Here is a 26,519-nt window from a genome sequence, read left to right as displayed (position 1 = left end):
GGTGTTGGCAGGCAGTAGTGTAAGTTAAGAAGTCAATATTTGGTAGTTGTCGGGCAGACTATGATGGATAAAGTAACAGACTGACGTTGACTATTATTGCTCCTGAATGACGCCATGGACGCCTAGTGTAAACCAGTCGGGCTGTGCTACAGGCTGACTGGATTTTTCCAGTAAAGCCATAACTGGTACGCCGGAGGGATGTTGCTGTAACAGGGTAAGGAGTAGCTGGATGTCTTCACTGTTGGCTATAGGCCAGATAATAGCTGCGGCTGTTTGTGCCTCTAGCCACTGTTTACGGTTGTGACAGATAGCCCAGATGTTGGTTGTGGGATGTTGGTTTGCCAGTTGTGGCAGTTGGCTGGCTGGTACATAAACAACTGTTGTTGTAGCTATACCAGGCTGATAGGGCAGTATCTGTAATGCTGGTTGTTGTGGTGTTGCGGTATGAAAGCCTGTATTTAAATGGCCACTCATGTTAGTTGGAATGGCTAATGCAGCCAGAATAGGCGCGTTTGCCGGCAACATTGGGGCAACTGTGAGATTGCCGGGTTTTTGCCAGCACCAGCTTTGCTGTTCACGTGCAGTTAATTGTCCATGCCACTGGTTAGCAGCAATGCGATAAAAATGCAGGTGAACATGGGCATGTTCATAACGGTGAATTTTGGTTAGCCATGGGGCGGCAGTGGTGACTTCTATGCCCAGCTCTTCGGTAAATTCGCGCTGTAATGCAGCCAGACGGCTTTCTTCTGCTTCAACTTTACCACCGGCAAATTCCCAGTAGCCAGCATAGGCTTTGCCTGCCGGACGCGAGCTAAGCAGAAATTCACCCTGCTGGTTGTAAAGAACGCCGGCAACCACTTCAATCAGACTGCTATCACTCATTCGGCATACTCGGCTACAGCAAAGGCCACGATATGATTGTCTTCATCAGTTAGACTCAGATGGATGCGCCCGATGTTTTTTTGCTTGAGCCATTGTGCCAATGGCCTTTCAACAATAAATTCAGGACGACCCAGTTCATTGTGACCAATACCGATATTGCGAAGAGTAACCGGGCTGCGCAAACCGGTATGTACGGCTTTGGCGAAAGCTTCTTTGGCTGCAAAACGTTTGGCCAGAAACTCGACAGGCTGATTGGCTGAAGGCCATTCCAGTGCTTCGATCCGTGACAGCATTTTTTCGGCCACGGCATTGGCTCCGTAGGTTTTACACATTTTGGCGATGCGGTCAATTTTTACTAAGTCTGTACCTATGCCGTAAATCATTTTTTTCCTTTTGCTGGTAAAGATTAATAAGGAATGCTGCGTGCACGAAAAATGGCTGTTTTCATTTGTTCAATGGCTTGGGGCAATCCGATGAAAATGGCCTGAGCAATCAGTGCATGGCCGATATTGAGTTCATGAATGGCCAGAATTTTGGCAATGGGGGCGACATTATGAATATTCAGCCCATGCCCGGCATTGACGATTATGCCCATTTCGCTGGCCTGATGAGCGGCATCTTCGATGCGCGCCAGTTGTTGCTGGCGCTGCTGTGTGTCAGCAGCATCGGCATAGGCACCCGTATGCAGTTCTATGACTGGTGCACCAACTTCACGACTGGCCTGTATTTGCCGGCTGTCAGCGTCGATAAACAGCGATACGCGAATGCCGGCAGCAGTTAGTTTCTGGGTATATTCCGCTACTTTGTCCTGCTGTGACAGCACATCCAGCCCACCTTCGGTGGTGATTTCCTGTCTTTTTTCCGGAACGATGCATACATCGGCTGGCTGAACGGCCAGCGCGTTATCCAACATCTCCGGGGTAAGCGCCATTTCCAGATTGAGGCGGGTGCTGATGGCGTTTTTGACAGCGAAGACATCAGCATCACGAATATGACGCCGATCTTCACGCAGATGCATGGTAATCAGATCAGCACCATGCGTTTCAGCTAACAGTGCGGCCTCCAGTGGGCTGGGATAAATACTGCCGCGGGCATTACGCACAGTTGCAACGTGGTCTATGTTTACGCCAAGTAGCATAAGCTTTTACCTAGTGCTGGTTAAATAATATGTCACGATACTTTACCCTTGTCTGGCTGTAAAGATAAACTGATTTAACTTTGTTTTGCTGCAAATAAATCGTTATCAAAAAGATCAGGATTATGTTCCGGGGCGTCGCTTCTGAGGTGGCAGTCCAGATGCACATCGCTGTCTGCCTGACAGCAGCAGGGCAATATTTCACCTGGCGCGATAAAGGCCAGTGGCTGCTCAGGATAACTCACTTGTCCGGAAAGCAGTTTGAGGCGGCAGGAACCGCAATAACCACTACGACACTGGTATTCAACTTCGTGTCCGGTACGTTCCAGCCCTTCCAGCAAGGTTTCATCCTGTTGCAGGGTAAACGTTTTGTCGCAGGTGGTGATTAGGCTCATTTTCAGTGTTGCTGCATTCCGGTTAGTGTTTGTGACTTTCGCCAGACTGGGGCGGTACGGATTTAAAGCTCAAAATCGCTTAAATCGTCTTCATTCAGTTCGGCATCAATCTGGCCAACTAGATATGAGCTGACTTCAACTTCCTGTGGTGCAACCTGTACATTGTCTGAAGACAGCCAGGCATTAATCCAGGGAATCGGGTTCTGCTTGGCATGCTCAAAAGCAGGTGGTAAACCCACAGCCTGCATGCGCAGGTTGGTGATGTATTCTACATACTGGCCAAGAATGTCTTTATTCAGGCCAATCATGGATCCGTCTTTAAACAGGTATTCAGCCCAGTCTTTTTCCTGCATGGCGGCACGGTGGAAGAGCTGGAAGCATTCTTCTTCGGTTTCCGCCGCAATCTGTGCCATTTCCGGGTCATCTGCACCTGTACGCATCAGGTTGAGTATTTGCTGTGTGCCGGTGAGATGCAAAGCCTCATCGCGAGCAATCAGTTTGATGATTTTGGCATTGCCTTCCATTAGCTCGCGTTCGGCAAAAGCAAAAGAGCAGGCAAATGAAACATAAAAACGGATTGCTTCGAGCACGTTGACACACATCAGGCACAGGTAGAGTTTTTTCTTCAGCTCATGCAGACTGATTTCTATGGTTTTGCCGTTAATCTCGTGTTTGCCTACGCCCAGTAAGTTGTAGTATTGGGTATATTCGATTAAATCATCATAGTAACAGGCAATTTCTTCGGCACGGGCAATGATGTGTTTGTTTTGTACGATGTCATCAAATACGATGGACGGGTCGTTGACGATATTGCGAATGATGTGGGTATAGCTGCGTGAATGAATGGTCTCGGAAAACGACCAGGTTTCAATCCAGGTTTCCAGCTCGGGAATGGATACCAGAGGCAGTAGGGCAACATTAGGACTACGTCCCTGTATGGAATCAAGCAGAGTCTGGTATTTCAGATTGCTGATAAAGATGTGTTTTTCATGCTCGGGTAAGTTGGCATAGTCGATGCGGTCGCGCGACACGTCCACTTCTTCCGGGCGCCAGAAGAAGGACAATTGTTTTTCAATCAGTTTTTCAAAAATATCAAATTTCTGCTGATCATAACGGGCTACATTGACAGGCTGACCGAAGAACATAGGTTCTGTCAGGGCATTATTCGGTTTTTGACAGAATGTGCTGTAGTTCATTGACAGATGCTCACAGGCCATGGCGATACTCTTTATTTAAATTGACGTAGATGGGGAATAGGGGAATAAAAGGGTGCCTGAGCACCCTTGGGGAATCAGATTTTGCAGGCACCGCTGGCACAGCCGTCATCCTGAATGCTGGTCTGCATGTCGTCGGCACCATCACGGGTATTCTGGTAATACAAGGTTTTCAGGCCGAATTTATAGGCTGTCAGTAAATCCTTGATTAATTGCTTCATCGGGACTTTTTGTCCTTCAAAGCGTTGTGGGTCGTAGTTGGTATTGGCTGATATCGACTGGTCGATGAATTTTTGCATAATACCCACCAGATGCAGGTAGCCTTCATTGTTTGGCATATCCCACAGCAGCTCATACTGGTGGTGCAGGCGTTCGAATTCTGGCACAACCTGTTTGAGAATACCGTCTTTGGATGCTTTCACGGATACCAGTCCGCGCGGGGGCTCGATACCATTGGTGGCATTGGCAATCTGGCTGGATGTTTCTGAAGGCATCAGTGCTGTCAGGGTGGAGTTGCGCAGGCCATGTTTGACGATGTCGGCACGCAAGGCTTCCCAGTCCAGATGTAGCGGTTCCTGACAGATTTTATCCAAATCTTTTTTGTAGGTATCAATTGGCAATAAGCCCTGTGCATAGGTGGTGTCGCTGAATTTAGGGCAGGCACCCAGCTCTTTTGCCAGTTTCACCGATGCTTTGAGCAGGTAGTACTGGATGGCCTCAAATGTACGGTGGGTAAGGCCGATGGCTGAGCCATCACTGTATTTCACGCCGTTTTTGGCCAGATAGTAAGCAAAGTTGATAACCCCAATACCTAGTGTACGCCGGTTCATGGTAGCCAGTTCGGCAGCCTTGATAGGATAGTTCTGATAATCCAGCAAGGCATCCAGAGCACGGGTAGCGAGCTCGGCCAGTTCTTCTAGCTCTTCCAGATTTTCCAGTGCGCCCAGATTGAATGCCGACAGGGTACACAGGGCAATTTCACCATCCGGGTCATTGATGTCGTTCAGTGGACGGGTGGGCAGGGCAATTTCCAGACACAGGTTGGACTGGCGTACCGGTGCCAGTTTGGGATCAAACGGACTGTGGGTATTGCAGTGGTCGACATTCTGGATATAAATCCGTCCGGTACCGGCGCGTTCCTGCATTAACAGGGAGAACAGGTCAACAGCAGGAATACTGCGACGGGTAATACTGCTGTCTTTTTCGTATAAGACATAGAGGCGTTCAAATTCGTCCTGATCAGCAAAAAATGCGTCATACAGCCCCGGTACTTCTGATGGTGAAAACAGGCTGATGTTTTCACCCTTAATCAGGCGGGTATACAGCAGGCGGTTAATCTGTACGCCGTAATCCAGATGACGGACACGGTTTTCTTCCACGCCACGGTTGTTTTTCAGTACCAGCAGATTTTCTACTTCCAGATGCCATAGGGGATAGAACAGGGTGGCTGCTCCGCCGCGTACTCCTCCTTGTGAGCATGATTTAACCGCCGCCTGAAACATTTTATAAAACGGGATGCAGCCGGTGTGCTGGGCTTCACCACCACGTATTTCGCTGCCCAGAGCGCGAATACGGCCTGCGTTAATACCAATGCCGGCTCGCTGGGATACATATTTGACAATCGAGCTGGTGGTGGCATTGATGCTGTCAAGGCTGTCATCGCATTCAATCAGCACGCAGGAAGAAAACTGGCGTGTTGGTGTGCGCACACCAGACATAATTGGTGTGGGCAGGGAAATTTTGAAGGTACTGATGGCGTGATAGAATTTTTTTACATACTCCAGTCGGCTTGTCTGCGGATAGCGGGCAAACAGACACATTGCTACCAGCATATATAAGAACTGTGGGCTTTCAAAGATTTGTTTGGTGACCCGGTTTTGTACCAGATATTTGCCTTCGAGCTGTTTGACTCCTGCATAGGAGAACGTCAGGTCGCGATTATGGTCAATACAGGCATTCAGTTCATCAAACTCGGCCCGTGAATAATCCTGTAATATGTGTTTATCGTATTTGCCTGATTCAGTCAGGCAGGTTACGTGGTCATATAGATGTGGCGGTTCAAACCGGCCAAAAGCAATTTTGCGTAAGTGGAAGATAGCCAGACGGGCAGCCAGATACTGATAGTCTGGTGTTTCGGTAGATATCAGGTCGGCAGCGGCTTTGATAATGGTTTCGTGAATGTCATCTGTGCGAATACCATTGTAAAACTGGATGTGTGAGCGCATTTCTACCTGAGATACGGATACATTATCCAGTCCCTCTGCCGCCCAGGTAACAACTTTATGAATTTTATCCAGATTGATGTCTTCCAAACTTCCGTTACGTTTGGTTACTTTGAGATTGGCTACCGCATTCATGAGTGATTCTTTCTAGCACAAGTAAAGCAGAAAAAAACAGTGACGACACAAAATGTAGTGGTCAACTGTTATTCTGAACACAATATACTGGTTTTTTGCTTTAAAAAAAAGACTTGTCAAAACTGACTATATCCGCTTCTTCATAATGGGTGGGTTAAGCGATGTAATGATTTTTGTTGATTCACAAACAGTTTGGTTTGATTTGTCTCATTTTGAATGAAACAGTAAAAAAAATTATTAATTTTTCAGTTTTATTAGTTTTTTTATATCGGGGGATAAATCTGCGCTGTATCTGGCTACATTTACAGGGAAAAAGATATACTGCCTAAAATATAAGCTCGGCATGGCGTCACTTAATTTTAGACAGTAATTTCAGATACTGGGCTTTAGTGTTGCAATAGTGACTCATCCAGTTTTAAGTCATTGTTGTAATTAATGCTAATCTGGCTATCCAGTACCTTTTGAGCAATGGCTTTGGCTTCTTCAAGCGAATGCATGGTGTAGCTGCCACATTGATAACGGTTCAGTTCGGGTATGTGATTTTGGTCGGCTACGGCAAGCACATCCTGCATGGCCGCTGCCCAGGCTTTGGCCACGGTGGCTTCATCAGGTGTTCCAATCAGGCTCATGTAAAAGCCAGTGCGACAGCCCATGGGGGAAATGTCGATAATTTCCACTTTGTCGCTGTTGAGGTGGTCGCGCATAAAACCAGCAAACAAATGTTCGAGTGTATGCATGCCTTTTTCTGGCAGAATGGCCTGATTGGGTTTGCAGAAACGCAAATCAAACACGGTGATGTCATCCCCTTTGGGCGTCGTCATGTTTTTGGCTACACGCACTGCTGGTGCATGCATGCGGGTATGGTCTACAGTAAAACTATCCAGTAATGGCATGATGATTCCTTGGTAGTTGTTAGCCTAAAACTTTCCGGGCACTGGCAAACAGCCGGTACCAGCCAGACATTTCCGGCCAGTCTCGTGGAGCCCAGCTCATTTGTGCTGTCTGAAATACTCGTTCCGGGTGCGGCATCATGATGGTGACGCGACCATCCTGACTGCTGACACCGGCAATACCGGCGGGAGATCCATTCGGGTTGAGCGGATAAATATCCGTTACCTGATTATGGCCGTCCACATATTGTAGCGCAATGGCCAGCTCTGACGGCACGCTGTTTTCGGATAAATGGGCAAAGTCTGCCCGTCCTTCACCATGGCTTACTACAACTGGCAAGCTGCTGCCAACCATATCCGCCAGAATTAATGATGGTGAGGCAGGGACGGTAACCATACTCAGGCGTGCTTCAAACTGTTCGGAATGATTGCGGTGGAAACGTGGCCATGTATCTGTACCCGGGATAATCTCAGCCAGATTGCTGAGCATCTGGCAACCATTGCATACACCCAGAGTTAGTGTGTCCTGACGGGCAAAAAATTCAGCAAACTGTTGCCGAAGCTGCTGGTTAAATAAAATACTTTTGGCCCAGCCTTCACCGGCACCGAGCACATCACCATAACTAAAACCACCGCAGGCAGCCAGCAGGTGAAAATCTTTCAGTGTTACCCGTCCGGCCAGCAAATCACTCATGTGTACATCATGGGCAGCAAAGCCGGCTCGTGTGAATGCGGCGGCCATTTCCTGCTGTCCGTTTACTCCCTGTTCACGCAGAATAGCCACTTTAGGCTGCTCACCACGATGAATATAGGGCAAAGCAATATCTTCGGCAGGGTTAAAGCTTAATTCGGCAAATAATCCGGCTAAGCGTTCCTGTTCCAGTAAGGCAAATTCACTGTCGGCACAGTACGGATTATCGCGTAAGCGTTGCATGTGATAACTGGTTTCACTCCAGCTCTTTTGCAGGTCTACCCGATTTTCATTGAGTAGAACTGTGTTGCCGTGATGTACCATTAACCGGTCGGTGGTGTTGATGTGGCCAAGTACATGCAGCGTATCAGCCAAGCCGGCCGCAGCAAAGGCAGCCTGAATGCCGGCAACATCTGCATTGTGTACCTGAATCACGGCACCGAGCTCTTCAGTAAAGAGGCTACGTACAGCCGCGTCCTGTAGCTTCTGGTTGTGGCTGTGCTGGTTGGTTTGCTGGATAAGTGAGGCGATGTTAATGGTTACGCCTATATGGGCGGCAAACATCATTTCTGCCAGTGTCACCACCAGACCGCCGTCGCTGCGATCATGATATGCCAGAATTTTCTGTGCGCGGATTAACGATTGTATGAGCTGGAAAAAATCAGCCAGTAGTGCTGGTGTATTTACATCAGGTGCACGGCCGCTGAGGTTTTTCCATACCTGTTGCAGGGCACTGCCACCCATGCGGCTACAGCCCTGCCCAAGGTCGATGGCCAGCAGGGTAGTGTCCGCGATATTCTGTAATTCAGGCGTAACAGTATGGCAAACATTGTTTACCGGGGCAAAAGCAGTGATAACCGCAGATAACGGTGACACCACTCTTTTTTCTTCGCCGGTATCATGCCAGATTGTTTGCATTGACAAGGAATCTTTGCCAACGGGAATACTTAGTTGCAATTTCTGGCATAGCTCAGATACAGCTTCTACTGTTTCATACAGACGTGCATCTTCACCAGCAAAACCACAGGCAGCCATCCAGTTGGCAGAAAGTTTAATCTTGTTGAGTGTGCCGATGTCGGCAGCGGCGATGTTGGTTAATGCCTCGCCAACGGCCATGCGTCCAGATGCCGCGCCGGAAAATAATGCCAGAGGTGATTTCTCGCCCATACTCATGGCTTCACCAAGCAGGGTATTAAAGCCCATTTTGGTAACCGCGACGTCTGCCACCGGTGTCTGGAAACGTCCAACCATTTGGTCACGGTGGGTAAGGCCGCCAACACTGCGGTCACCAATGGTAATCAGAAACTGCTTGCTGGCTACTGTTGGCAGACGTAATACCCGGTAAAGACTTTCACGAATGTCCAGTTTGCTGCCATCAAAGGGCGCGATTTCTTCGTTAACGGTATAGTCGGTACGGGTAACTTTGGGTGGTTTGCCCAGTAATACGTCCAGTGGGATATCTACCGGATTATTGTTAAACAAATCATCACGTAGCTGTAATTGTCCGTCGTCTGTGGCGGTACCAACCACAGCAAACGGACAGCGCTCACGCTGGCAGATAGTCTGAAAAATTTCCAGATTTTCTGGCAGTATGGCTAATACATAGCGTTCCTGTGCTTCATTACACCAGATTTGCAGCGGATTGAGACCATGTTCTTCCAGTGGTATCTGACGTAACTGAAACACAGCCCCACGGCCTGCATCGTTTACCAGTTCCGGAAAGGCATTGGATAAACCACCAGCACCGACATCATGAATAGAAATAATCGGGTTGTCTGTACCCAGCTGCCAGCAGCGGTCGATAACTTCCTGGGCACGACGCTCAATTTCTGGATTGCCGCGTTGTACTGAGTCAAAATCCAGATCGGCATGATTGGCTCCGGTGCTCATGCTGGATGCAGCTCCTCCACCCAGACCGATGAGCAAGCCGGGGCCGCCGAGCTGAATGAGTAATGCACCGGCGGGGATATTGTCCTTGAAAACCTGCTGTGCCTGAATATTACCGAGTCCGCCGGCGATCATGATGGGTTTATGAAAGCCACGCATGGTACCGCTGAATAATTCTTCAAAGGTGCGGAAATAACCGAGAAGATTGGGACGGCCAAATTCATTATTAAAAGCTGCACTGCCAATCGGGCCGTCCAGCATGATATCCAGTGCACTGCTGATGTGTGCTGGTTTGCCATACTGATTACGGGTAGCTGTATATTGTTCCCACGGCTGGATAAATTCGGGTATGGAAAGATTGGAAACGCTGAAACCACTTAGACCCGCTTTAGGGCGCGCTCCTTTGCCTGTTGCGCCTTCATCGCGGATTTCACCTCCGGAGCCGGTAGCCGCACCGGCAAAAGGTGCAATTGCAGTAGGGTGATTATGAGTTTCCACTTTCATCAGAATATGGGTTTCTTCTGTATTAAACCGATATTGCTGTTGTTGATTAGCCTGTGGGTAGAAGCGTTCAATACTGGCGCCGGCAATAATGGAAGAATTGTCTTTATAAGCTACCAGTGTGCCTTCGGGATGAGCCTGATGGGTGGCGCGAATCATGCCAAACAGGGAATCGGGTTTGGCTTCATCATCAATGATAAATTTGGCATTAAAAATCTTGTGGCGGCAATGTTCGGAGTTTGCCTGAGCAAACATCATCAGTTCTACATCTGTAGGATTGCGTTGTAGCTGCTGATAATTTTCCACCAGATAGTCTATCTCATCTGCGGATAATGCCAGTCCCATTTGCCGGTTTGCAGTTTCCAGCGCGCATTTGCCTTCTGCCAGTATATCAATACAGGTAAAACTCTGCGCTGCTGTGGCGTGAAACAGTTGTGCCGCATCTGCAACAGAAGCAAGTACGCTTTCAGTCATGCGGTCATGCAATATTACCTGCCAGCTATCCTGTTCCTGCTGACTGAGCGGGCGGGAAAAGGAATACAGAATACCGCGTTCGATGCGTTCAATTGCAGTAAGGCCACAATTGTGAGCAATATTGGTGGCTTTGGAAGCCCAGGGCGAAATGGTTCCCAAACGTGGGATAACCAGTAGCTGGGTACCAGGCAAGGCATTGCTGTTTAGGTGCGTGGCACGCAATAGTTCAAGTAGTTTTTGCTGATTATCTGAATTGAGTGCAGTTGCTGAAGCCACAAAATAGCGAAATTCGCTATTTATCTGAACATTGCAGTCCAGTTGCAGTTTTGCAGCCTGCTGTAACAATTTTTCAATACGAAAGGGGGAAAGTGCGGCCTCGCCGCATAGTGACAGTACAACTGACATGATGAGGGTAGCTCACTTTGGTAGTGGGTTTGGGCTGAGGCGCAATTTTACGCGAAAACTAGGCGCTATGCTTGATTTTATGTTATTGGGTAGGAGTGGTTTGAGTTTCAGATAAGGATATGGTAGTTTTTAATTGTGTGGATACAGTAAAAAGGGAAGCGCTGGTATGAAAAAGATTGAAGCAATCATTAAACCGTTCAAGCTGGATGATGTACGTGAGGCCTTGTCTGATGTAGGTTTTAGCGGAATGACTGTATCTGAGGTCAAAGGTTTTGGACGCCAGAAAGGGCATACTGAAATTTATCGTGGTGCTGAATATGCGGTAGATTTTTTACCCAAGGTAAAAATCGAACTGGTATTGCCAGACGAGAGAGTAGAGCAGGCAATTGAGGTCATTGTGGCTGCTGCTCACTCTGGCAAAATCGGCGATGGTAAAATTTTTGTATTACCGGTGGAAGAGGCGGTGCGCATTCGTACCGGCGAGCAGAATGAGGCGGCAATTTAAACGCAGGCCAGATTAATACCATACCGTCTGAACTCAACTACAATAGAATACTTTAATGTATCAATCAATTGTATTCAGACGGTTTTTTTGTGTCTATAAAATATCAGTGCCGTTTTTGGCCAGGGCGATGCCACAACCCCAGCATCGTCACGGTGGCGATAAAAAACTTGAGTAAATCAAAGCCGGCAAATGGCAGATAGCCCAGTTGCAGGGCTTGATAGATATCAGTGTGCAGATAGAGAGCCAGATAAACAACTCCAAAGACAAATATAATCTGGTGAGCAAGGGCAAAGGCACACAGTCCGCTAAGAAAATGCCGGTCGTAACCTCTTTCGGCCGCTATGCCTGCTATATAGGCACTGACAACAAACCCATACAGATAACCGGCTGAAGCCGATGTCAGGACATTTATCCCGCCATGGCCACCGGCAAAAAAAGGCAGGCCGCAAGCTCCCAGTATTAGATACTCAAGCATGGCCAATACGGCAAGTCTGCGCCCCAGAGCGGCGCCAATCAGTAAAACAGCCAGAGATTGCAGGGATAAAGGCACAGGTTGCAGGGGAATGCTGATATTGGCTGATAAGGCCATTATCAGTGTTGCGGCTGTGGTTGCCAGTAATTTGCGCTGCCACTGGACTAAAGAACAGTATTGCAGCAGATAAGGCTGAAAGGTACGGGATAATGTGGAATTCATGGAAAGCCTTAAACAGAATAAAAATCAGGTAAAAAGACATACGGCAGGCAAATAAAAAAGCGGCCGTGGCCGCTTGAATATTGGGTTACAGTACGTAACGAGCTAAATCTTCACGCTCGGCAATATCCTGCAATCGCGCATCTACATAGGCTGCATCTATGGCTATGTCACCGGCAGGAGCTTCGAAAGAAACTTCTTCAAGCAGTTTTTCCATCACTGTATGCAAGCGGCGTGCGCCAATATTTTCAGTTTTTTCATTAACCTGAAATGCAATTTCGGCAATACGGGCGATACCGTCATCAGTAAATTGCAGATTTACGTCATCAGTAGCCAGTAGGGCAGCATATTGCTCGGTTAGATTGGCATGTGTGGTGGTGAGGATGGCTTTGAAGTCGTCCACACTCAGATTATCCAGCTCAACCCGGATAGGGAAGCGTCCCTGTAATTCGGGTATCAGGTCACTCGGACGATTGAGATGGAATGCGCCAGAGGCAATAAACAGGATATGGTCAGTTTTAATCATGCCATACTTGGTTTGCACTGTTGTGCCTTCAACCAGTGGTAACAGATCACGTTGCACACCCTGACGCGACACATCACCACCATGTCGGTTGCTATCAGTAGCGATTTTGTCGATTTCATCCAGAAATACAATACCGTTTTGCTCAACCGCTTTGATGGCCTGCTCGCGTAATTCTTCTTCACTTACCAGTTTGGCTGCCTCTTCATCCAGCAACAGTTTCATAGCAGCGCTTACTTTCATTTTCTGCGCTTTGGTTTTACCCTGTCCCATGCTGCTGAACATGTCCTGCAACTGATTGGTAAAGTCTTCCATTCCCGGAGGGCCCATTACTGACATGGCTGGAGAAGGAGAAGCGGCGACTTCGATTTCAATTTCTTTATCATCCAGTTCGCCTTTACGTAGCATCTGGCGGAATTTTTGCCGGGTGTGGTTTTCCGGTTGTGCTTCCTGCGGTTCGCCAGCAAAACCTACGCTGCGTGGTGGTGGCAGCAGGGCATCCAGAATGCGGTTTTCCGCCGCATCCTGTGCACGGTCGCGATTTTTGGCGATTGTCTGGCTGCGGATGTTTTTCAGCGCAATTTCAATCAGGTCGCGAATAATGCTGTCCACATCGCGGCCAACATAGCCCACTTCGGTAAATTTAGTGGCTTCTATCTTGATAAACGGCGCATTGGCCAGACGAGCGAGGCGGCGCGCAATCTCAGTTTTACCCACGCCGGTAGGGCCAATCATCAGAATGTTTTTCGGGACAATTTCACTTTGTAATGGTTCGGCAACACGACTGCGGCGATAACGGTTTCTCAGTGCTACTGCTACCGCACGTTTGGCCTGAGTCTGGCCGATAATATGTTTATCCAGTTCATGAACGATTTCGCTCGGGGTCATTACTGCTGTACTCATCTTGTTCCAATCTTGAGGTTTGACCGTTATTGACAATTTAAATTAACTAACCAAGGTAATTACAAGGTTTCGATAGTGTGGCTCTGATTGGTATAAATGCAGATATCACCAGCGATTTCCAGTGATTTTTTAACTACCACAGCTGGTTCCAGTTCGGTGTTTTCCATTAGTGCGCGGGCGGCAGACTGGGCAAATGCACCACCGGAACCAATGGCGGCAATACTTTGTTCTGGTTCAAGTACATCGCCGTTACCGGTAATCACCAGTGTATTTTTTTTGTCGGCCACAATTAACATTGCCTCCAGACGACGCAGCGCGCGGTCAGTACGCCATTCCTTGGCCAGCTCAATCGCTGCCAGCATCAGTTTACCCTGATGTTTCTGCAATTTGCTTTCAAATAGTTCAATCAGGGTGAATGCATCGGCAGTACCACCGGCAAAGCCGGCCAGAACCTGATTGTTATACAGTTTACGCACTTTGCGTGCGGTGCCTTTAATAATGGTATTCCCCAATGTCACTTGACCATCGCCACCGATGGCGACGTTTTCGCCGCGCCGAACGGAAATAATGGTGGTGCCGTCGAATTGTTGCATGTCTCGTGATCCTTTGTTGACCAACAGCCACAATAACTGTTGGAAAAAAATAACTGCCTTTAAATAAGGGCAGTCTGGCTGGCTTTCAAGTTTATATGCCGTTTATTCAGCGGGGGTATTGTATGCTAATGAATGTAACTAACTAAGGTATATCATATTTTTAGAATAGCTGCTTTTTTTATTTATATAAAAAAACGACAACCTGAAAGGTTGCCGTTTTTCAAACACGGTTACTTATTTTTTTGTTTTTTTGTGCTTGTATACTTTTTGAGTGGTAACGGTTTTGGTGGTTTTAACAGTTTTGGTTTTCGCAGGAGCAGTTGCTACTGTACCATTTGTACCATTATCTACGACGCAGTTCTGGGTAACAATTTGCGGAACAATTCTTTCCTGACCATTAACAACCTGTTTGCTAGGTTGCACCAAACCTAAAGCATCTACTTGATCTACAGTGTCGCTGGTAGCAATAGCTGTTTTCCAGGTGATGCCTTCAGGAGAAACGAAAGTATTGTAGTTAACGTCGCGGGCATCACGCATCATTACCGGAGACAGTTTGCCTTGATAATTTACCTGAGCTGCCACTACATTCTGGCCTTGCAAGCCATACATTACACGTAAGCTGTTTCTAGCGTTGCCGGTACCACACAGGTAAGATACTTCTTTACGTCCGTCAATCTGTACATCAGCAGTAGTAGCTGCTGTGGTTGTAGTAGTTGTGGTTGACTGGGTGACAGGTGCCTTGTGATGAGATTTAGATGCACAGCCAGTCAGAGCAAGCATTAACATTACAGCAGGGACAAGAACTTTTTTCATGACAACTCCTTCAAGCATTTATGAATAAATTTTTAGATAACATAAACCATCATACTTGGCTTAGGTAAAGATGCAATGGATGTATCTTATTCTTTTTTATCTAATGTTGGTTAGTATTAAAAATATCCAATAAATGTTATTGTTATTGTATGAAGAATGCTGGGATAAAAATTTCCGCACAACGTGATGTTTAAATACAATATTTGCTTTATCGATTAAACATTTGCACGTAATGGTCATTATTTTTTGCACATTAAATTTTCAAAATTTAACTTTGTTTGACTTGGTGTCTGTACCACGCTTCTGTCGTCTAGATTAAATGCAGTCAGGCTGCCGCCCCATAATGCACCAGTGTCCACGCAGACAACATTATTTGTCTCATACAGACCCAATGCCGACCAGTGACCAAATAAAATAGTTTTATCTGTATTCTGTCGGTTTGGAGCCTCAAACCATGGTAAATGATGTGCCGGCATATCATTAAGTGTGCCTTTATAGTCAAAATCCATGGCACCATTATCGGTGAGCGCACGCATCCGTGTGAAGCTGTTGGTGATGAAACGCAGTCTTTCATCGCCACTTAGGCTGTTGTTCCATTGATCGGGTTTATTGCCGTACATGTGGGCAAAGAACTGTTGCGGTGTATTCTGTAAGACGGTTTCCACTTCCTGTGCCAGCAATTGTGCCTGTGTACACGTCCACTCTGGCCAGATACCTGCATGCACCAGTACATAATCTGCCTGCTGGCGGTATAAAGGTTGCTGGCGTAACCAATCAATTAATTCTTTTCTGTCGGGCGCATTGAGAATGTCGCTGATTGTGTCCGCACGTTTGAGTTTGCCATAGCCGTAATGCAGCGCCAGTAAATGCAAATCATGGTTGCCCAGAATAGTTTGCATACAGCCATCATGCTGTTTAACCAGACGCAAAGTAGCCAGTGACTGGGGGCCACGATTGACCAGATCACCAGTAAGCCATAAAGTATCGGTACCGGGATTAAAGTCCAGTTTCGTCAGCAGACTCTGAAATTCTGCCAGGCATCCCTGTATATCACCAATCACGTATTGCGCCATATTCAACCTCCCAACCATTCAGGAACAAACAGCCATTTTGACTGCCTGCCCTGAATTTGTCTGCTTACTTGTCCAGAACCAGAACACCTTCTGCTTCAACCTGCACACCTTTGGGTAAGGCAGAAACTTCAACAGCAGCACGGGCAGGGTATGGAGCAGTAAAGTATTGCGCCATAATCTCATTAAAGGTAGCAAAATTGCTTAAGTCGGTTAAATAAGCGTTTACTTTCACCAGATCATTCAGGCTGCCGCCAGCTGCTTCTGCAACTGCCTGAAGGTTTTTAAATACTTGGTGTGCCTGTTCTGCAAAACCACCCTCTACTACCTGCATGGTTTCAGCTACCAGTGGAATCTGGCCGGACAGGTATACGGTGTTTCCAGCGCGTACAGCCTGAGAATAAGCGCCGATGGCGGCTGGTGCTTTATCAGTATGAATAATATTTTTACTCATGTTGCTACTCCTTTGCATTAAAGAAAAAAGGATTATCAAATAATCAGGTTTTTAAAAATAAAGCCAGTAAATCATTCAGAAAACTGCGTCCTAGTGGCGTGGGGCGTAAATACAGCGGATTTGCATCCAGTAAGCCGCGTTCAACTGCCTGAGTAATGGCATGCTGTATCGAAGCCAGTGGCAGGCCGGTACGTTCACTAAACCATGTACTGGGCACGCCGGTAGTCAGTCGCAGGACATTGAGCATAAATTCAAACGGTAAATCCTGTGCCGATACCTGTTGACGGGTAATTGCGCGCTGCGGTTGCTGTTGCATAGCCTGCAAATAGTCTTTTGGATGCCGGCTGCGGGTTGTACGCTCAATTGCCTGAGCAGTGGATATTTTACCATGGGCACCGGCACCAATACCGATATAGTCACCAAATTGCCAGTAGTTTAGATTATGCCGGCATTCCTGTTGCGGCTGGGCAAAAGCTGAAGTTTCGTAGTGAGTGAATCCGGCCTGATGTAATGCTGTATGCACGGTTTCTTCGATATCAGCGATGTGGTCATCGTCTGGCAATTGTGGCGGAGGAGTATGGGCAAACGGTGTATTTGGTTCCAGTGTAAGCTGATAGGCACTGATATGCTGTACGCCGGTTGCAATGGCTGTACGAATATCCTCCTGTGCCTGTGTGACTGTTTGTCCGGGCAGGGCATACATTAAATCTATATTCACTTTGGGAAATAAAGTTAAACCAGATTCAATTGCACTCAGCGCTTCATCACGGTTGTGAATACGCCCCAGAGTTGCCAGTTTATCGTCGGCAAAACTTTGCACGCCGATTGAAAGGCGGTTAATGCCCGCTGCCGCAAAAGCTGCAAAACGATTGCGTTCGAATGTACCCGGATTGGCTTCCAGTGTGATTTCCGCTGCTGGCAACAGATTAACCCGCGCACGAATACCACTTAACAGCTGCTCAAAAGCAGCTGCCGAAAGCAGGCTGGGGGTACCGCCGCCGATAAAAATTGTATGCACTGGCCTGCCCCAGAAATAGGGCAGTTCCGTTTCCAGATCGGTTAATAAGGCAGCAATATAGGCTTGTTCATCCAACTCCTGTTTCAACTGATGCGAATTGAAATCGCAATACGGGCATTTACGTACACACCATGGAATATGAATATACAGCGATAATGGCGGTAAGCCGGACAGATGTGGAGAATGACTCTGTGGTGTTTGTAATGAAACAGGATACTCAGGCATTAGAATTCAGGCCGTATTGTTGCTGGAGTTTTGCCATGAGAATATGCAGTGCCTGCGCTCGGTGGCTGATGCGGTTTTTTTCTTCCTGGCTCATTTGTGCTGCGGTTAATTGCTGCTCAGGTAAGTAGAAATGCGGATCATAGCCAAAGCCATTATTTCCGGCAGCAGATGACTGCCACAACCCCGGCCAGTTTGCTTCGGCAATCAGTGGCTGTGGGTCGTCTGGATGGCGCACCAGTACCAGTACACATACGTAAAATACGCTTTTGTCACTATTTTGGCGCAGCTGGGCATCCAGTTTGGCATTGTTGGCGGCATCAGATTTTGGCTCTGTACCCGCATAGCGGGCAGAATGTACGCCGGGAGCGCCATGCAGGGCATTGGCACAAATACCGGAATCATCGGCCAGTGCTGGTAACCCGCTATGGCGGCTGGCATGTCGAGCTTTAGCCAGTGCATTTTCTACAAAAGTCACATAGGGTTCTGGGCATTCGGTGATGTTGAAAACCGACTGCGGCACAATTTCTATGTTCAATGATCTAAACAGGCGGCTGAATTCAGCCAGTTTGCCTTGATTGTTACTGGCAAGAACAATTTTATTCATGATTAATATCGTTGGAGGATAAGGCCTGATACATTTGCTGGGAGGCGCGTTCGCGTAGTGTAAATGCCAGTGCTGCAAATTGTCCCAGTGCACTGACAAAAGCAAGTAAACAGCAAGTTATCGTAATAGTGTGCTGTTGATGCACCCAATAATAACAGCCTAAGACCACCCAGCCAATAAACATAAAGGTACATGAAGCCAGAATGAGTAATAACAGTTTGAATTTAGTCATATTGGCATGCTTAAAAATAAATGGTATGGCTTGAAGCCGGCTACAGTAATCAGGTAAATCGCTATAGTTTATAGCAGATTATGGTTTTCAGAATGAAACAGAATATAAAATGAATTAATCATTAGTTATCATCCGGATTTAAATGAGATACAGTTTCTTCAATTCAATATACTTATTCGTATTTTCAGATGTAAAAATTTATTTTTTTCCAAGCGAGGTAAAATCTGTAGTGCTATCTGGTGTCTGTTCTTTATTCTGCCTCATTTTGGTTATTTTGATGACTAATGGTAATTGAGCAATTGCAATAATCAAACTAATAATAAAACATGTTGTACTATAAGCAGAAAGCTGGTGTTCATTTCGATATAGTAAAAAACCGATATAGATGGATACTATAAATAGTAATGATGTAACAATATAAATAATAATCAATTTTTTCATTAGTGTTGTTCCCTTTAAGAAGAAGGCTATTAATGAAGATTAATTTTGTAAGATTTTCACTATTTTACAATAAAACTTTAATCAATATCTATTCTTTAGCTATGAATGAGTTTTTGCTTGCAGTTGCTGGTGATTAATTTGAATTCCGGCTGATTTTAATTAGCTTAATCGTAAATGGTGTTATTATTATCAATCCAATGGCAGCAATGATAAAACAGCAAATACTGTACCACAAAGGATAACGTATATCGGCAAAGAAGATGGTACCCATAACGAGAGTGGTAATCACCGTCATTGCTAGAAAACAATAATTTATAATCAGTTTTTTCATATTTGGCATTTTAATATCAGTATTTAAAGTTTGTATCAACCGTTTATTTGCATCCTGAACATTTATATCATGTATCAGGTTATAAATGCTTAGTATGTAATGTAGAAATAATATTTTAACCCGAAAAATACCCATACTGGCCAGAAAACATTTGATTGTGATGCTGAAAATAATCAAAGCTGATTAATCCTACAACCATGCTTTATATTATTAAATATCTGAATATTATCTGAATTTCAGTTTACCAGAGCAAATTCAGATAAATAAGATTTCACTGAATTTGTACAGCTATATCAGTTATTTTTATTTCAGTGTATTGAATCGCCATTTTAGGTAGCGGGGATGATAACCAGAGTCAGGTTATTAATAATGTTGCTGCTAGAGGGCGCAGTGTCTGAATGACTGTATTCACAGACTATTTGCAAGATCAATTGTATTGCGGCATGAGGTAAGCATGATTTTTGCTGTTTATTTACTATAAATAATTGATGTTATGGGTATTGTTATGATATTGGGTATGTGCCTGATTGTTGCGTATGGAAAAATAAAAGCCTGCATAAGCAGGCTTTTTATATTAACGTAATTGCTGATCCAGTTGCTGAATCCATTTTTTGGCATCTTTGCCAGTGTAGGGCGTACCATCTTCATTGGCCAGACTGACACGTGTACCACCCTCTGTCAGTGGCTGTGCCAATACAATTAAACGCGGTTGCTGTTTGAGCTGTTGTTGCTCAGCTTTCTTACTGCGTCCAAACATGCGGCTAAACAGTCCCGGTTTTTTATTGGAAACAGAAGAGGCTTCAGCAGCTGCTACTTCAACCAGATAAACGTACTGGTTTCGGTCTTCACCAATGACATTCAGGCCAACACGATCCAGTGCCAGTGCAACGCGGCGCCAGTTGCGCTCTTGCGAGCCTAGCAGATAAACACTGTTACCATCCAGCTTTGCCAGTGCATTTTCATTCGGATTTTGCTTCTGGTCGGCTATCTGTTGCTGTACTTGTTTGGCATCTGCCCCCAGATATTGCATGAAGCGTGCCAAGAATGCTGCTTCCAGCTCAGGTTCGTTCGGACGAGGTTGCCATGCAGTGCTGTCCCCATCCTTGCTGGTATAAACTTCTTTCATACCTTTCTGGCTGAAAAATACATCTGTACCGCCTTTGCTGTTGCGTTCCAGACGGATAGTAAACATATCACGCTCACCGCTGGAATAAATGCCACCCAGACCCACTTTTTCAAAAATGCCGCGAATGGCATCTGAAGGCACTTTGGCACGGTTTTCTGCCCAGTTGGTTTGCATTAAGCCAATTGATGGTTCTTCACGCTCAATAGTAAAACCCTGTTCCTGCCAGAAGGCCTTCAGCAGTGGCCATAATTCAGCAGCCTGTTTATTGTCAATGGTCAGCCAGCGGATGCTACCATCACGTTGAAAGTGAATATCCGGTACTTGAGTCAGCACCTGAGTATTGGTACTGGTTTGGTATTTGCTGGCAGGCTTATTCAAATCGCTGGCACGTACCGCACCATTAATCAGTGAACTACCCGGAGCACTGAAACGATTACCCTGATTCGGGTCAGTCAGGTCTGGGGGTACATCCAGCTGGACAATTTTTTTATTGTTTGACTGATAATCCAGTTTGGGCAGGTTGTCTTTTTTGCTGGCACAAGCGGTAAGGCTGGCTGCCAGTAAGGTCAGAACAACGGTTTTACTTATATTCATATCGGCCACTTTCTGTGTGCATTATTATGGCAATGTTGGCTTATGTTCAGATTAATCCAGCTTCCTGCATGGCAGCCAGTATCGTAGCCTGTCCGGTAGGAGACAGTTCGATAATTGGCAGACGGCAAACTGGATTGATTTTACCCAGTTTGGACAAAGCCCATTTGGTCGGTGCCGGGCTCGGTTCACAGAAAAGATCACCGTGCAGGCGCTGTAATTTGTCATTTAAAGTACGTGCGCTGGCAATGTCCCCACGTAAGGCTGCATGACACATATCAGCAAACATTTTGGGAGCAACATTGGCAGTAACACTGATAACACCATGGCCACCGCATAACAGGAATGCCATGGCAGTAGGATCATCACCGGAATATACCGCAAAATCTTCAGGTACATGTTTAAACAGATAGCATGCGCGGCTAATATTACCAGTGGCTTCTTTAATACCCACAATATTATCGATTTCTGCTAGCCGTAAAGCGGTATCTGGTTGCATATCGGCAACAGTACGGCCTGGTACATTGTACAGAATCATGGGAATACTGGTAGCTTCAGCAATGGTTTTGAAATGACGGTATATACCTTCCTGATTAGGCTTGTTGTAGTAAGGTACTACCGACAATGTCATATCTGCACCAGCCTGCTGAGCTTCCTGAGCCAGATAAATCGCTTCATGCGTATTGTTGGCACCCGTGCCTGCAATCACTTTAACGCGTCCGGCTACATGTTCTACAGCAGTTTTAATCACCGTCAGGTGTTCATCAACACTAAGTGTAGCCGATTCACCAGTGGTTCCTACAGCGACAATAGCGTCGGTACCGGATTCGATGTGCCAGTCAATAAGCTGTTTGTATTGTTCATAATCAATACTACCATCTGTATGCATAGGCGTTACGATGGCAACTAGGCTGCCTGTCAACATAATTCTACCCTTTACAGGTGAGCTGAAAATGTGATGATTGTAGCGTATTTTTTCCTTTCGTGGAAAATAGCCTGTTATCGAATCATTTTTGATAAAAGTGGTTTGGTTGTGTTAAAGATTTTTTTGCTCAATAGTTTGCTCTGGATTAAATATCCCTGCTTCGCTTAAAATACGCTGCTTTATATTCATTTAACACATGCATAAAGCAAATAAGGAAGGATGACATGACCGATAATTCCTCTGTTCGTACACATAATGAACACTCTGATCTGGTCTATGGTCTGGAGGAAAAACCTCCTGTTTTTAATGGTTTGCTCAGTGCATTAACCCATTTACTTGCTCTTTTTGTGCCAATGGTGGCTCCTGCTCTGGTGGTTGGCGGTGCTCTGAAACTGCCTGCAGACATGACTGCCTATCTGGTGTCTATGTCCATGGTTGCCTCAGGTGTAGGCACATATATCCAAGTACATCGCTTTGGCGTCATTGGCTCGGGGCTGTTATCGATTCAATCAGTTAATTTTTCTTTTGTTACCGTGATGATTGCGCTTGGATTGGGCATGAAAGAAAACGGGATGAATGAAAATACCATGATTTCTACTTTGCTGGGCGTCTCTTTTGTAGGCGCCTTTTTAGTAATTGGTGCATCATGGTTATTGCCCTTTCTGAAAAAAATCATCACGCCCACAGTAAGCGGAGTGGTGGTTTTAATGATAGGCCTGAGTCTGATTCATGTTGGCATTACCGATTTTGGCGGCGGCCTTACAGCTAAGGCCAATCATACCTTCGGGTCGTGGTCGAATCTGGCATTATCTACATTCGTGCTGTTCACAGTACTGTTATTTAACTGCTTCAAGAATGCATGGTGGCGCATGGCTGGTATTGCAGTGGGGTTGATATCCGGTTATGTAATTGCCATTTTTATGGGTATTGTTGATTTTTCCAATCTGCATGACTTGCCACTGATTACCATTCCGATTCCATTTAAATATGGTTTTGCCTTTGACTGGCATGCATTTATAGTAGCCAGCACTATTTATCTATTAAGTGTATTTGAAGCAGTTGGAGATTTAACTGCTACAGCCATGATTTCCAATCAGCCGGTAGACGGACCGTCGTACACAAGCCGTCTGCGTGGTGGTGTAATGGCTGATGGTCTGGTTTCAGTGATTGCTACTGCTCTGGGCTCTTTGCCATTAACTACATTTGCTCAGAATAATGGTGTGATTCAAATGACGGGTGTTGCTTCGCGCCATGTCGGAAAATATATTGCAGTAATTTTGATTATACTCGGGTTATTTCCCTGGGTTGGTGCCGTTTTCACTACTATTCCCAGTCCGGTTCTCGGTGGAGCGATGGTTGTGATGTTTGGTCTGATTGTGACTGCTGGTATACGGATTATTATTACTGCCGGCATTCGCCGCCGTGAAGCGGTTATTTGTGCTACTTCACTGGGTCTTGGGCTGGGTGTAGCATTTGAACCGGAAGTTTTTGCCCAGCTGCCTATTCTGTTTCAAAATCCGATTTGTATGGGCGGGATTGTGGCAATTATCTTGAATTTGTTGTTACCACATGATAGAAGTGAACCTGCGGTATATTTAAGTGATGATATCCCGCATTAATTAATATACGGTAAAAAAAGGCTGCCTGAATATTCCGGCAGCCTTATATATTGGCTCTTTATTAAATGCGCTTAATCAATTTGTTACAAGATTAGGTACAGGGCTATTTCTATATCTGAAAGAACGCTTGTTAAGCCGTTTGAGGCTGTATCTCAAAATAAACCAAGGTATGAATATTTTTGTGTTGTTTTCAGGACAGATAGTCAAAACAACTTTTTCGCTGTTAACTTTTTTATAGAGTAATAAAAAGTTTATACGATGATATTTATTTTTTCTTTGTGAGCAGATTCTCTCCATCGATAGGGTGTAAACGTGCAAATATCCAGCTTGAGAGCAGGGTAAAGAGGCCCAGAATAACAAATGTGAGGCGAAAAGCTGTAGTAATATTGTGATTTATGAAGCTGGCGCGACTGAAACTTTGTAATAGTAAGGCACCAATTGCTATGCCGAAGCTCAGTGCTAGCTGCTGGTTAACAGCCATCAGGCTGGTACCACTGCTAACTTGATTGGGACGTAAATCAGCCAGTGTAATGGTATTCATGCCGGTAAACTGTAATGAGTTACATGCACCCAGAATACACAAATGCATTAGAATCAGCCATTGTGGTGTACTGGCGCTAATAAAAGCCAGTGATATTATCAATATACCAATAATACGAGTGTTCCAGGCCAATGTATCACGATAGCCAAAGTGATTCATTAATGGCTTCAAAAATGGTTTGGCAAATATGGCCGCCAAAGCTAATGGCATTAGGAGCCAGCCTGAGGTGACTGCGTTATAGTTAAAAGCAACTTGAAATAATAACGGTAATAATAATGGTAAAGCACTCATACCCAGACGGCTGACCAGATTACCAGCCAGCCCCAGACGAAAAGTGCGTACCAGAATGAGATGCGGTGGATACAATGCGCGATTGTTTTGGCGTGCATGTGCCAAATAGGCAATTAGCGCTCCGATACCTGCAATAGCCATCATGGAACCAAAAAGCATATTATTGGCATGTGACATGGTTTCAAAGGTCAGAGTCATGCAAAAAGCTGATGCTGAGAACAGAAAGAAACCTAAACCATCAAAATAATTGGCTGGGCGGTTAAAACTGGGCATGATGTACCAGGTAACCAGCAATCCCAGCATGCCGATGGGTACATTCAGTAAAAAAATCCAGTGCCAGCTAGTATATACCACAAGATAACCACCAATAATCGGCCCGAGTACTGGTCCTATAAGTGCTGGCATGATGGCATAGTTCATGACTGTTATCAGTTTAGAACGGTCGTAAGCCTGCATCATGGTTAAACGGGCTACCGGTGTAAGCATGGCTCCACCCAATCCCTGAATAATTCTGGCCAATACCAGTAAAGCCAGATTATTACTGGCTGCACACAAGACGGATCCGATAATAAATATAACCATGGAGCCCATAAAGAGTTTACGGGTGCCTAATTTGTCGGATAGAAATCCAGACAAAGGCATCATAATGGCCAATGTCAGTGCATAAGCAATAATAGCCGATTGCATGTTTAGTGGAGATTGCCCCAGATCAGCGGCCATTGATGGCAGGGCAGTGTTGAGGATGGTAGCATCCAATTGCTGCATAAAGATGGCTATTGCCAATAATAAGGGCAAAAAGCGTGATGGTTTACTGTTATTAATGGTAGCCATAATTGTTATTTATTAATGATGGTTTGATTTATTATAACAGAATCATGTTTAGCTTTGATTCATCGATATAAATACATAGATTGTGATGTATTGTATAAGTAATTTACAAATTAATAATAATAAGTTAATAGGGGTAATTCTGGGTTGAACGCGCTTTTTGCTCTTGAGAGAATCAGCTTAGATGAAATTAAGCGCATTATCTGAAATATATTGAGTATTATTTAATGTTTTTTCTAATTGTTCTAATATTTCAGAGTGTCCTCAATCTATCTTGAAAATAATAGGCCGTTCATTTGTTTTTGTGAACTTTTATGGGTAGGAAGTTTACAACCTGATTTTAAATGGGGAGGGCATTGTTTTTGATTGAAGTGTCGCTGGTTTTTCAGCTTAGAATAATGTTTTATTTGAAATTTTTAAAAAATGGACTGAGTTTGTTTTTTATGAATAAATAGATAATAGTATATTTTTGGCAATTAAAACGCCTTTTAATTTGAGATTATATTGTAAAAGTTAAAATTCTCTGATTTGGTTTATCTGGTTTCCAGATAAAGGCTTATATATAAAACAACCCGTGTATCCTTTAGGGTTACACGGGTTGAGATAAGTTAGGGAAATTACATGCGCATTGTATCTACAACGTCAATCATAAATTCCATATCTTCTTTTGATAATTCAGCGAAGCCTTCTGGAAAGCCTAAGGCTTTAACAATGTTTGCACCATCAGGATCATTTGCCATTTTACACAGTATTTCTTGTAGTGGCTCAGCTTTTGCAGCAACGTCTGGATGATATAACATCACGTGAGACACTTCATTAATCCGGCTTTTCAACAGAACTTTCAACTGATTTTTGGTAACTGTGTTAAAGCTTTCATATACATCTGCCTGAACAATTCCGACTTTAGCATGATGGCGAATGACACCGGAAGCTACCATGAGGAAATTGTCTTTGCGTTTGATGGTGATTTCATCATCGCTAAGATTGGCTGGTTCCAACAGGCGTAAACCAATAAAGTTTGCATCTTCATTGTTAGAAAGTGCTAATTCTACATTGCCTTTCAGATCTTCAATGGCATTGATATCTGAGTCGGCAGCAGTAACAATCACGATTTCATCTGATTTGTTTTTTGGTTTTACCAGTGGCAAATATCCTTGTTCACGGACGTAATTACCGGCTGAAAAAGGATTCACGAAAAGCATGGATACTTTTTCTTTTTCCTGCTGTGCTTTTACTTCATCAAATGAAGGGGGCATAAGCAGGGAAATGTTCTGGTCGCTTTTCTTTTGCAGGTAGTTGTTGAGCAAATACCAAGTGCTGAACTGATCAGGTAGATAATCGGGTACAACCATTAAACTCAGCAT

The 26,519-nt window shown here is 45.2% G+C and carries 24 protein-coding genes; 2 read left to right on the top strand and 22 right to left on the bottom strand.

Annotated features, from left to right (window positions below; all coding sequences use genetic code 11):
- Positions 1 to 93: 93 nt before the first annotated feature.
- The 8 genes from GYX26_RS06130 to purL form a co-directional block, all read right to left on the bottom strand.
- Positions 94 to 882, bottom strand: coding sequence for an NUDIX domain-containing protein (locus GYX26_RS06130; protein WP_174828524.1), 789 nt, complete (start codon positions 880 to 882; stop codon positions 94 to 96).
- Positions 879 to 1,265 carry a holo-ACP synthase gene (acpS, locus tag GYX26_RS06125; RefSeq protein ID WP_100113736.1) on the bottom strand — a complete coding sequence of 129 codons (387 nt, stop codon included), beginning with the start codon at positions 1,263 to 1,265 and terminating at the stop codon, positions 879 to 881. The genes GYX26_RS06130 and acpS overlap by 4 nt, the downstream gene beginning before the upstream one ends.
- Before the next feature lie 23 nt (positions 1,266 to 1,288).
- A complete protein-coding gene (gene pdxJ / locus GYX26_RS06120; protein WP_174828523.1) occupies positions 1,289 to 2,020 on the bottom strand; it encodes a pyridoxine 5'-phosphate synthase in 732 nt (243 codons plus the stop codon).
- A gap of 74 nt (positions 2,021 to 2,094) precedes the next feature.
- Positions 2,095 to 2,412 carry a class I ribonucleotide reductase maintenance protein YfaE gene (gene yfaE, locus GYX26_RS06115; RefSeq protein WP_100113738.1) on the bottom strand — a complete coding sequence of 106 codons (318 nt, stop codon included), beginning with the start codon at positions 2,410 to 2,412 and terminating at the stop codon, positions 2,095 to 2,097.
- 62 nt (positions 2,413 to 2,474) lie between these two features.
- Positions 2,475 to 3,608 carry a class Ia ribonucleoside-diphosphate reductase subunit beta gene (gene nrdB / locus GYX26_RS06110; RefSeq protein WP_100113739.1) on the bottom strand — a complete coding sequence of 378 codons (1,134 nt, stop codon included), beginning with the start codon at positions 3,606 to 3,608 and terminating at the stop codon, positions 2,475 to 2,477.
- A gap of 95 nt (positions 3,609 to 3,703) precedes the next feature.
- The gene (gene nrdA / locus GYX26_RS06105) at positions 3,704 to 5,983 is read right to left on the bottom strand and encodes a class 1a ribonucleoside-diphosphate reductase subunit alpha (RefSeq protein ID WP_174828522.1); all 2,280 of its coding nucleotides are present in this window, start codon (positions 5,981 to 5,983) and stop codon (positions 3,704 to 3,706) included.
- A gap of 386 nt (positions 5,984 to 6,369) precedes the next feature.
- The gene (luxS, locus tag GYX26_RS06100; protein ID WP_174828521.1) at positions 6,370 to 6,876 is read right to left on the bottom strand and encodes an S-ribosylhomocysteine lyase; all 507 of its coding nucleotides are present in this window, start codon (positions 6,874 to 6,876) and stop codon (positions 6,370 to 6,372) included.
- A gap of 19 nt (positions 6,877 to 6,895) precedes the next feature.
- On the bottom strand, positions 6,896 to 10,831 hold the full coding sequence (gene purL / locus GYX26_RS06095; RefSeq protein WP_174828520.1) for a phosphoribosylformylglycinamidine synthase: 3,936 nt from the start codon (positions 10,829 to 10,831) through the stop codon (positions 6,896 to 6,898).
- Between the two features lie 166 nt (positions 10,832 to 10,997).
- Here purL and GYX26_RS06090 point away from each other — a divergent pair, with 166 nt between their 5' ends.
- Positions 10,998 to 11,336 carry a P-II family nitrogen regulator gene (locus GYX26_RS06090; RefSeq protein WP_100091458.1) on the top strand — a complete coding sequence of 113 codons (339 nt, stop codon included), beginning with the start codon at positions 10,998 to 11,000 and terminating at the stop codon, positions 11,334 to 11,336.
- A 103-nt stretch (positions 11,337 to 11,439) separates the two neighbouring features.
- On the opposite strand, the gene GYX26_RS06085 is transcribed toward GYX26_RS06090, so the two are convergent.
- The 12 genes from GYX26_RS06085 to dapA form a co-directional block, all read right to left on the bottom strand.
- The gene (locus GYX26_RS06085; protein ID WP_174828519.1) at positions 11,440 to 12,030 is read right to left on the bottom strand and encodes a biotin transporter BioY; all 591 of its coding nucleotides are present in this window, start codon (positions 12,028 to 12,030) and stop codon (positions 11,440 to 11,442) included.
- An 85-nt stretch (positions 12,031 to 12,115) separates the two neighbouring features.
- Positions 12,116 to 13,453: an ATP-dependent protease ATPase subunit HslU gene (hslU, locus tag GYX26_RS06080; RefSeq protein ID WP_238791242.1), complete on the bottom strand. Its 1,338-nt coding sequence runs from the start codon at positions 13,451 to 13,453 to the stop codon at positions 12,116 to 12,118.
- 59 nt (positions 13,454 to 13,512) lie between these two features.
- On the bottom strand, positions 13,513 to 14,046 hold the full coding sequence (hslV, locus tag GYX26_RS06075; protein ID WP_100091456.1) for an ATP-dependent protease subunit HslV: 534 nt from the start codon (positions 14,044 to 14,046) through the stop codon (positions 13,513 to 13,515).
- A gap of 234 nt (positions 14,047 to 14,280) precedes the next feature.
- Positions 14,281 to 14,859, bottom strand: a complete 579-nt coding sequence (locus tag GYX26_RS06070; RefSeq protein WP_174828518.1) for a hypothetical protein — start codon at positions 14,857 to 14,859, stop codon at positions 14,281 to 14,283.
- A 239-nt stretch (positions 14,860 to 15,098) separates the two neighbouring features.
- On the bottom strand, positions 15,099 to 15,932 hold the full coding sequence (locus GYX26_RS06065) for a symmetrical bis(5'-nucleosyl)-tetraphosphatase (protein WP_174828517.1): 834 nt from the start codon (positions 15,930 to 15,932) through the stop codon (positions 15,099 to 15,101).
- A gap of 64 nt (positions 15,933 to 15,996) precedes the next feature.
- Entirely contained in the window at positions 15,997 to 16,383 is a 387-nt protein-coding gene (locus GYX26_RS06060; protein WP_100091453.1) for a RidA family protein, read from the bottom strand.
- A 43-nt stretch (positions 16,384 to 16,426) separates the two neighbouring features.
- A complete protein-coding gene (gene hemW / locus GYX26_RS06055; RefSeq protein ID WP_174828515.1) occupies positions 16,427 to 17,626 on the bottom strand; it encodes a radical SAM family heme chaperone HemW in 1,200 nt (399 codons plus the stop codon).
- The gene (locus GYX26_RS06050) at positions 17,619 to 18,233 is read right to left on the bottom strand and encodes a non-canonical purine NTP pyrophosphatase (RefSeq protein ID WP_100114554.1); all 615 of its coding nucleotides are present in this window, start codon (positions 18,231 to 18,233) and stop codon (positions 17,619 to 17,621) included. Before GYX26_RS06050 ends, hemW begins: the two co-directional genes overlap by 8 nt.
- The gene (locus GYX26_RS06045) at positions 18,223 to 18,462 is read right to left on the bottom strand and encodes an NGO_0222 family membrane protein (RefSeq protein WP_174828411.1); all 240 of its coding nucleotides are present in this window, start codon (positions 18,460 to 18,462) and stop codon (positions 18,223 to 18,225) included. Before GYX26_RS06045 ends, GYX26_RS06050 begins: the two co-directional genes overlap by 11 nt.
- Positions 18,463 to 18,660: 198 nt before the next feature.
- The gene (locus GYX26_RS06040; RefSeq protein WP_174828514.1) at positions 18,661 to 18,903 is read right to left on the bottom strand and encodes a hypothetical protein; all 243 of its coding nucleotides are present in this window, start codon (positions 18,901 to 18,903) and stop codon (positions 18,661 to 18,663) included.
- A 905-nt stretch (positions 18,904 to 19,808) separates the two neighbouring features.
- Positions 19,809 to 20,954, bottom strand: coding sequence for an outer membrane protein assembly factor BamC (bamC, locus tag GYX26_RS06035; RefSeq protein WP_174828513.1), 1,146 nt, complete (start codon positions 20,952 to 20,954; stop codon positions 19,809 to 19,811).
- 46 nt (positions 20,955 to 21,000) lie between these two features.
- Complete coding sequence (gene dapA / locus GYX26_RS06030; RefSeq protein WP_174828512.1) at positions 21,001 to 21,876, bottom strand: 4-hydroxy-tetrahydrodipicolinate synthase; 876 nt, start codon at positions 21,874 to 21,876, stop codon at positions 21,001 to 21,003.
- Between the two features lie 224 nt (positions 21,877 to 22,100).
- On the opposite strand from dapA, the gene GYX26_RS06025 reads away from it, so the two are divergent.
- Complete coding sequence (locus GYX26_RS06025) at positions 22,101 to 23,495, top strand: nucleobase:cation symporter-2 family protein (protein WP_174828511.1); 1,395 nt, start codon at positions 22,101 to 22,103, stop codon at positions 23,493 to 23,495.
- 265 nt (positions 23,496 to 23,760) lie between these two features.
- Here the strand turns inward: GYX26_RS06025 and GYX26_RS06020 are convergent, their stop codons facing one another.
- Entirely contained in the window at positions 23,761 to 25,158 is a 1,398-nt protein-coding gene (locus GYX26_RS06020; RefSeq protein ID WP_174828510.1) for a DHA2 family efflux MFS transporter permease subunit, read from the bottom strand.
- A 614-nt stretch (positions 25,159 to 25,772) separates the two neighbouring features.
- The gene (locus tag GYX26_RS06015) at positions 25,773 to 26,519 is read right to left on the bottom strand and encodes a PhnD/SsuA/transferrin family substrate-binding protein (RefSeq protein WP_174828509.1); all 747 of its coding nucleotides are present in this window, start codon (positions 26,517 to 26,519) and stop codon (positions 25,773 to 25,775) included.

This window comes from Snodgrassella sp. ESL0253, from assembly GCF_013344965.1.
In the GTDB taxonomy this organism is placed as follows: domain Bacteria; phylum Pseudomonadota; class Gammaproteobacteria; order Burkholderiales; family Neisseriaceae; genus Snodgrassella; species Snodgrassella alvi_B.
The sequence above is the reverse complement of the archived record's forward strand: the minus strand, read 5'-3'. Positions and strand labels throughout refer to the sequence as shown.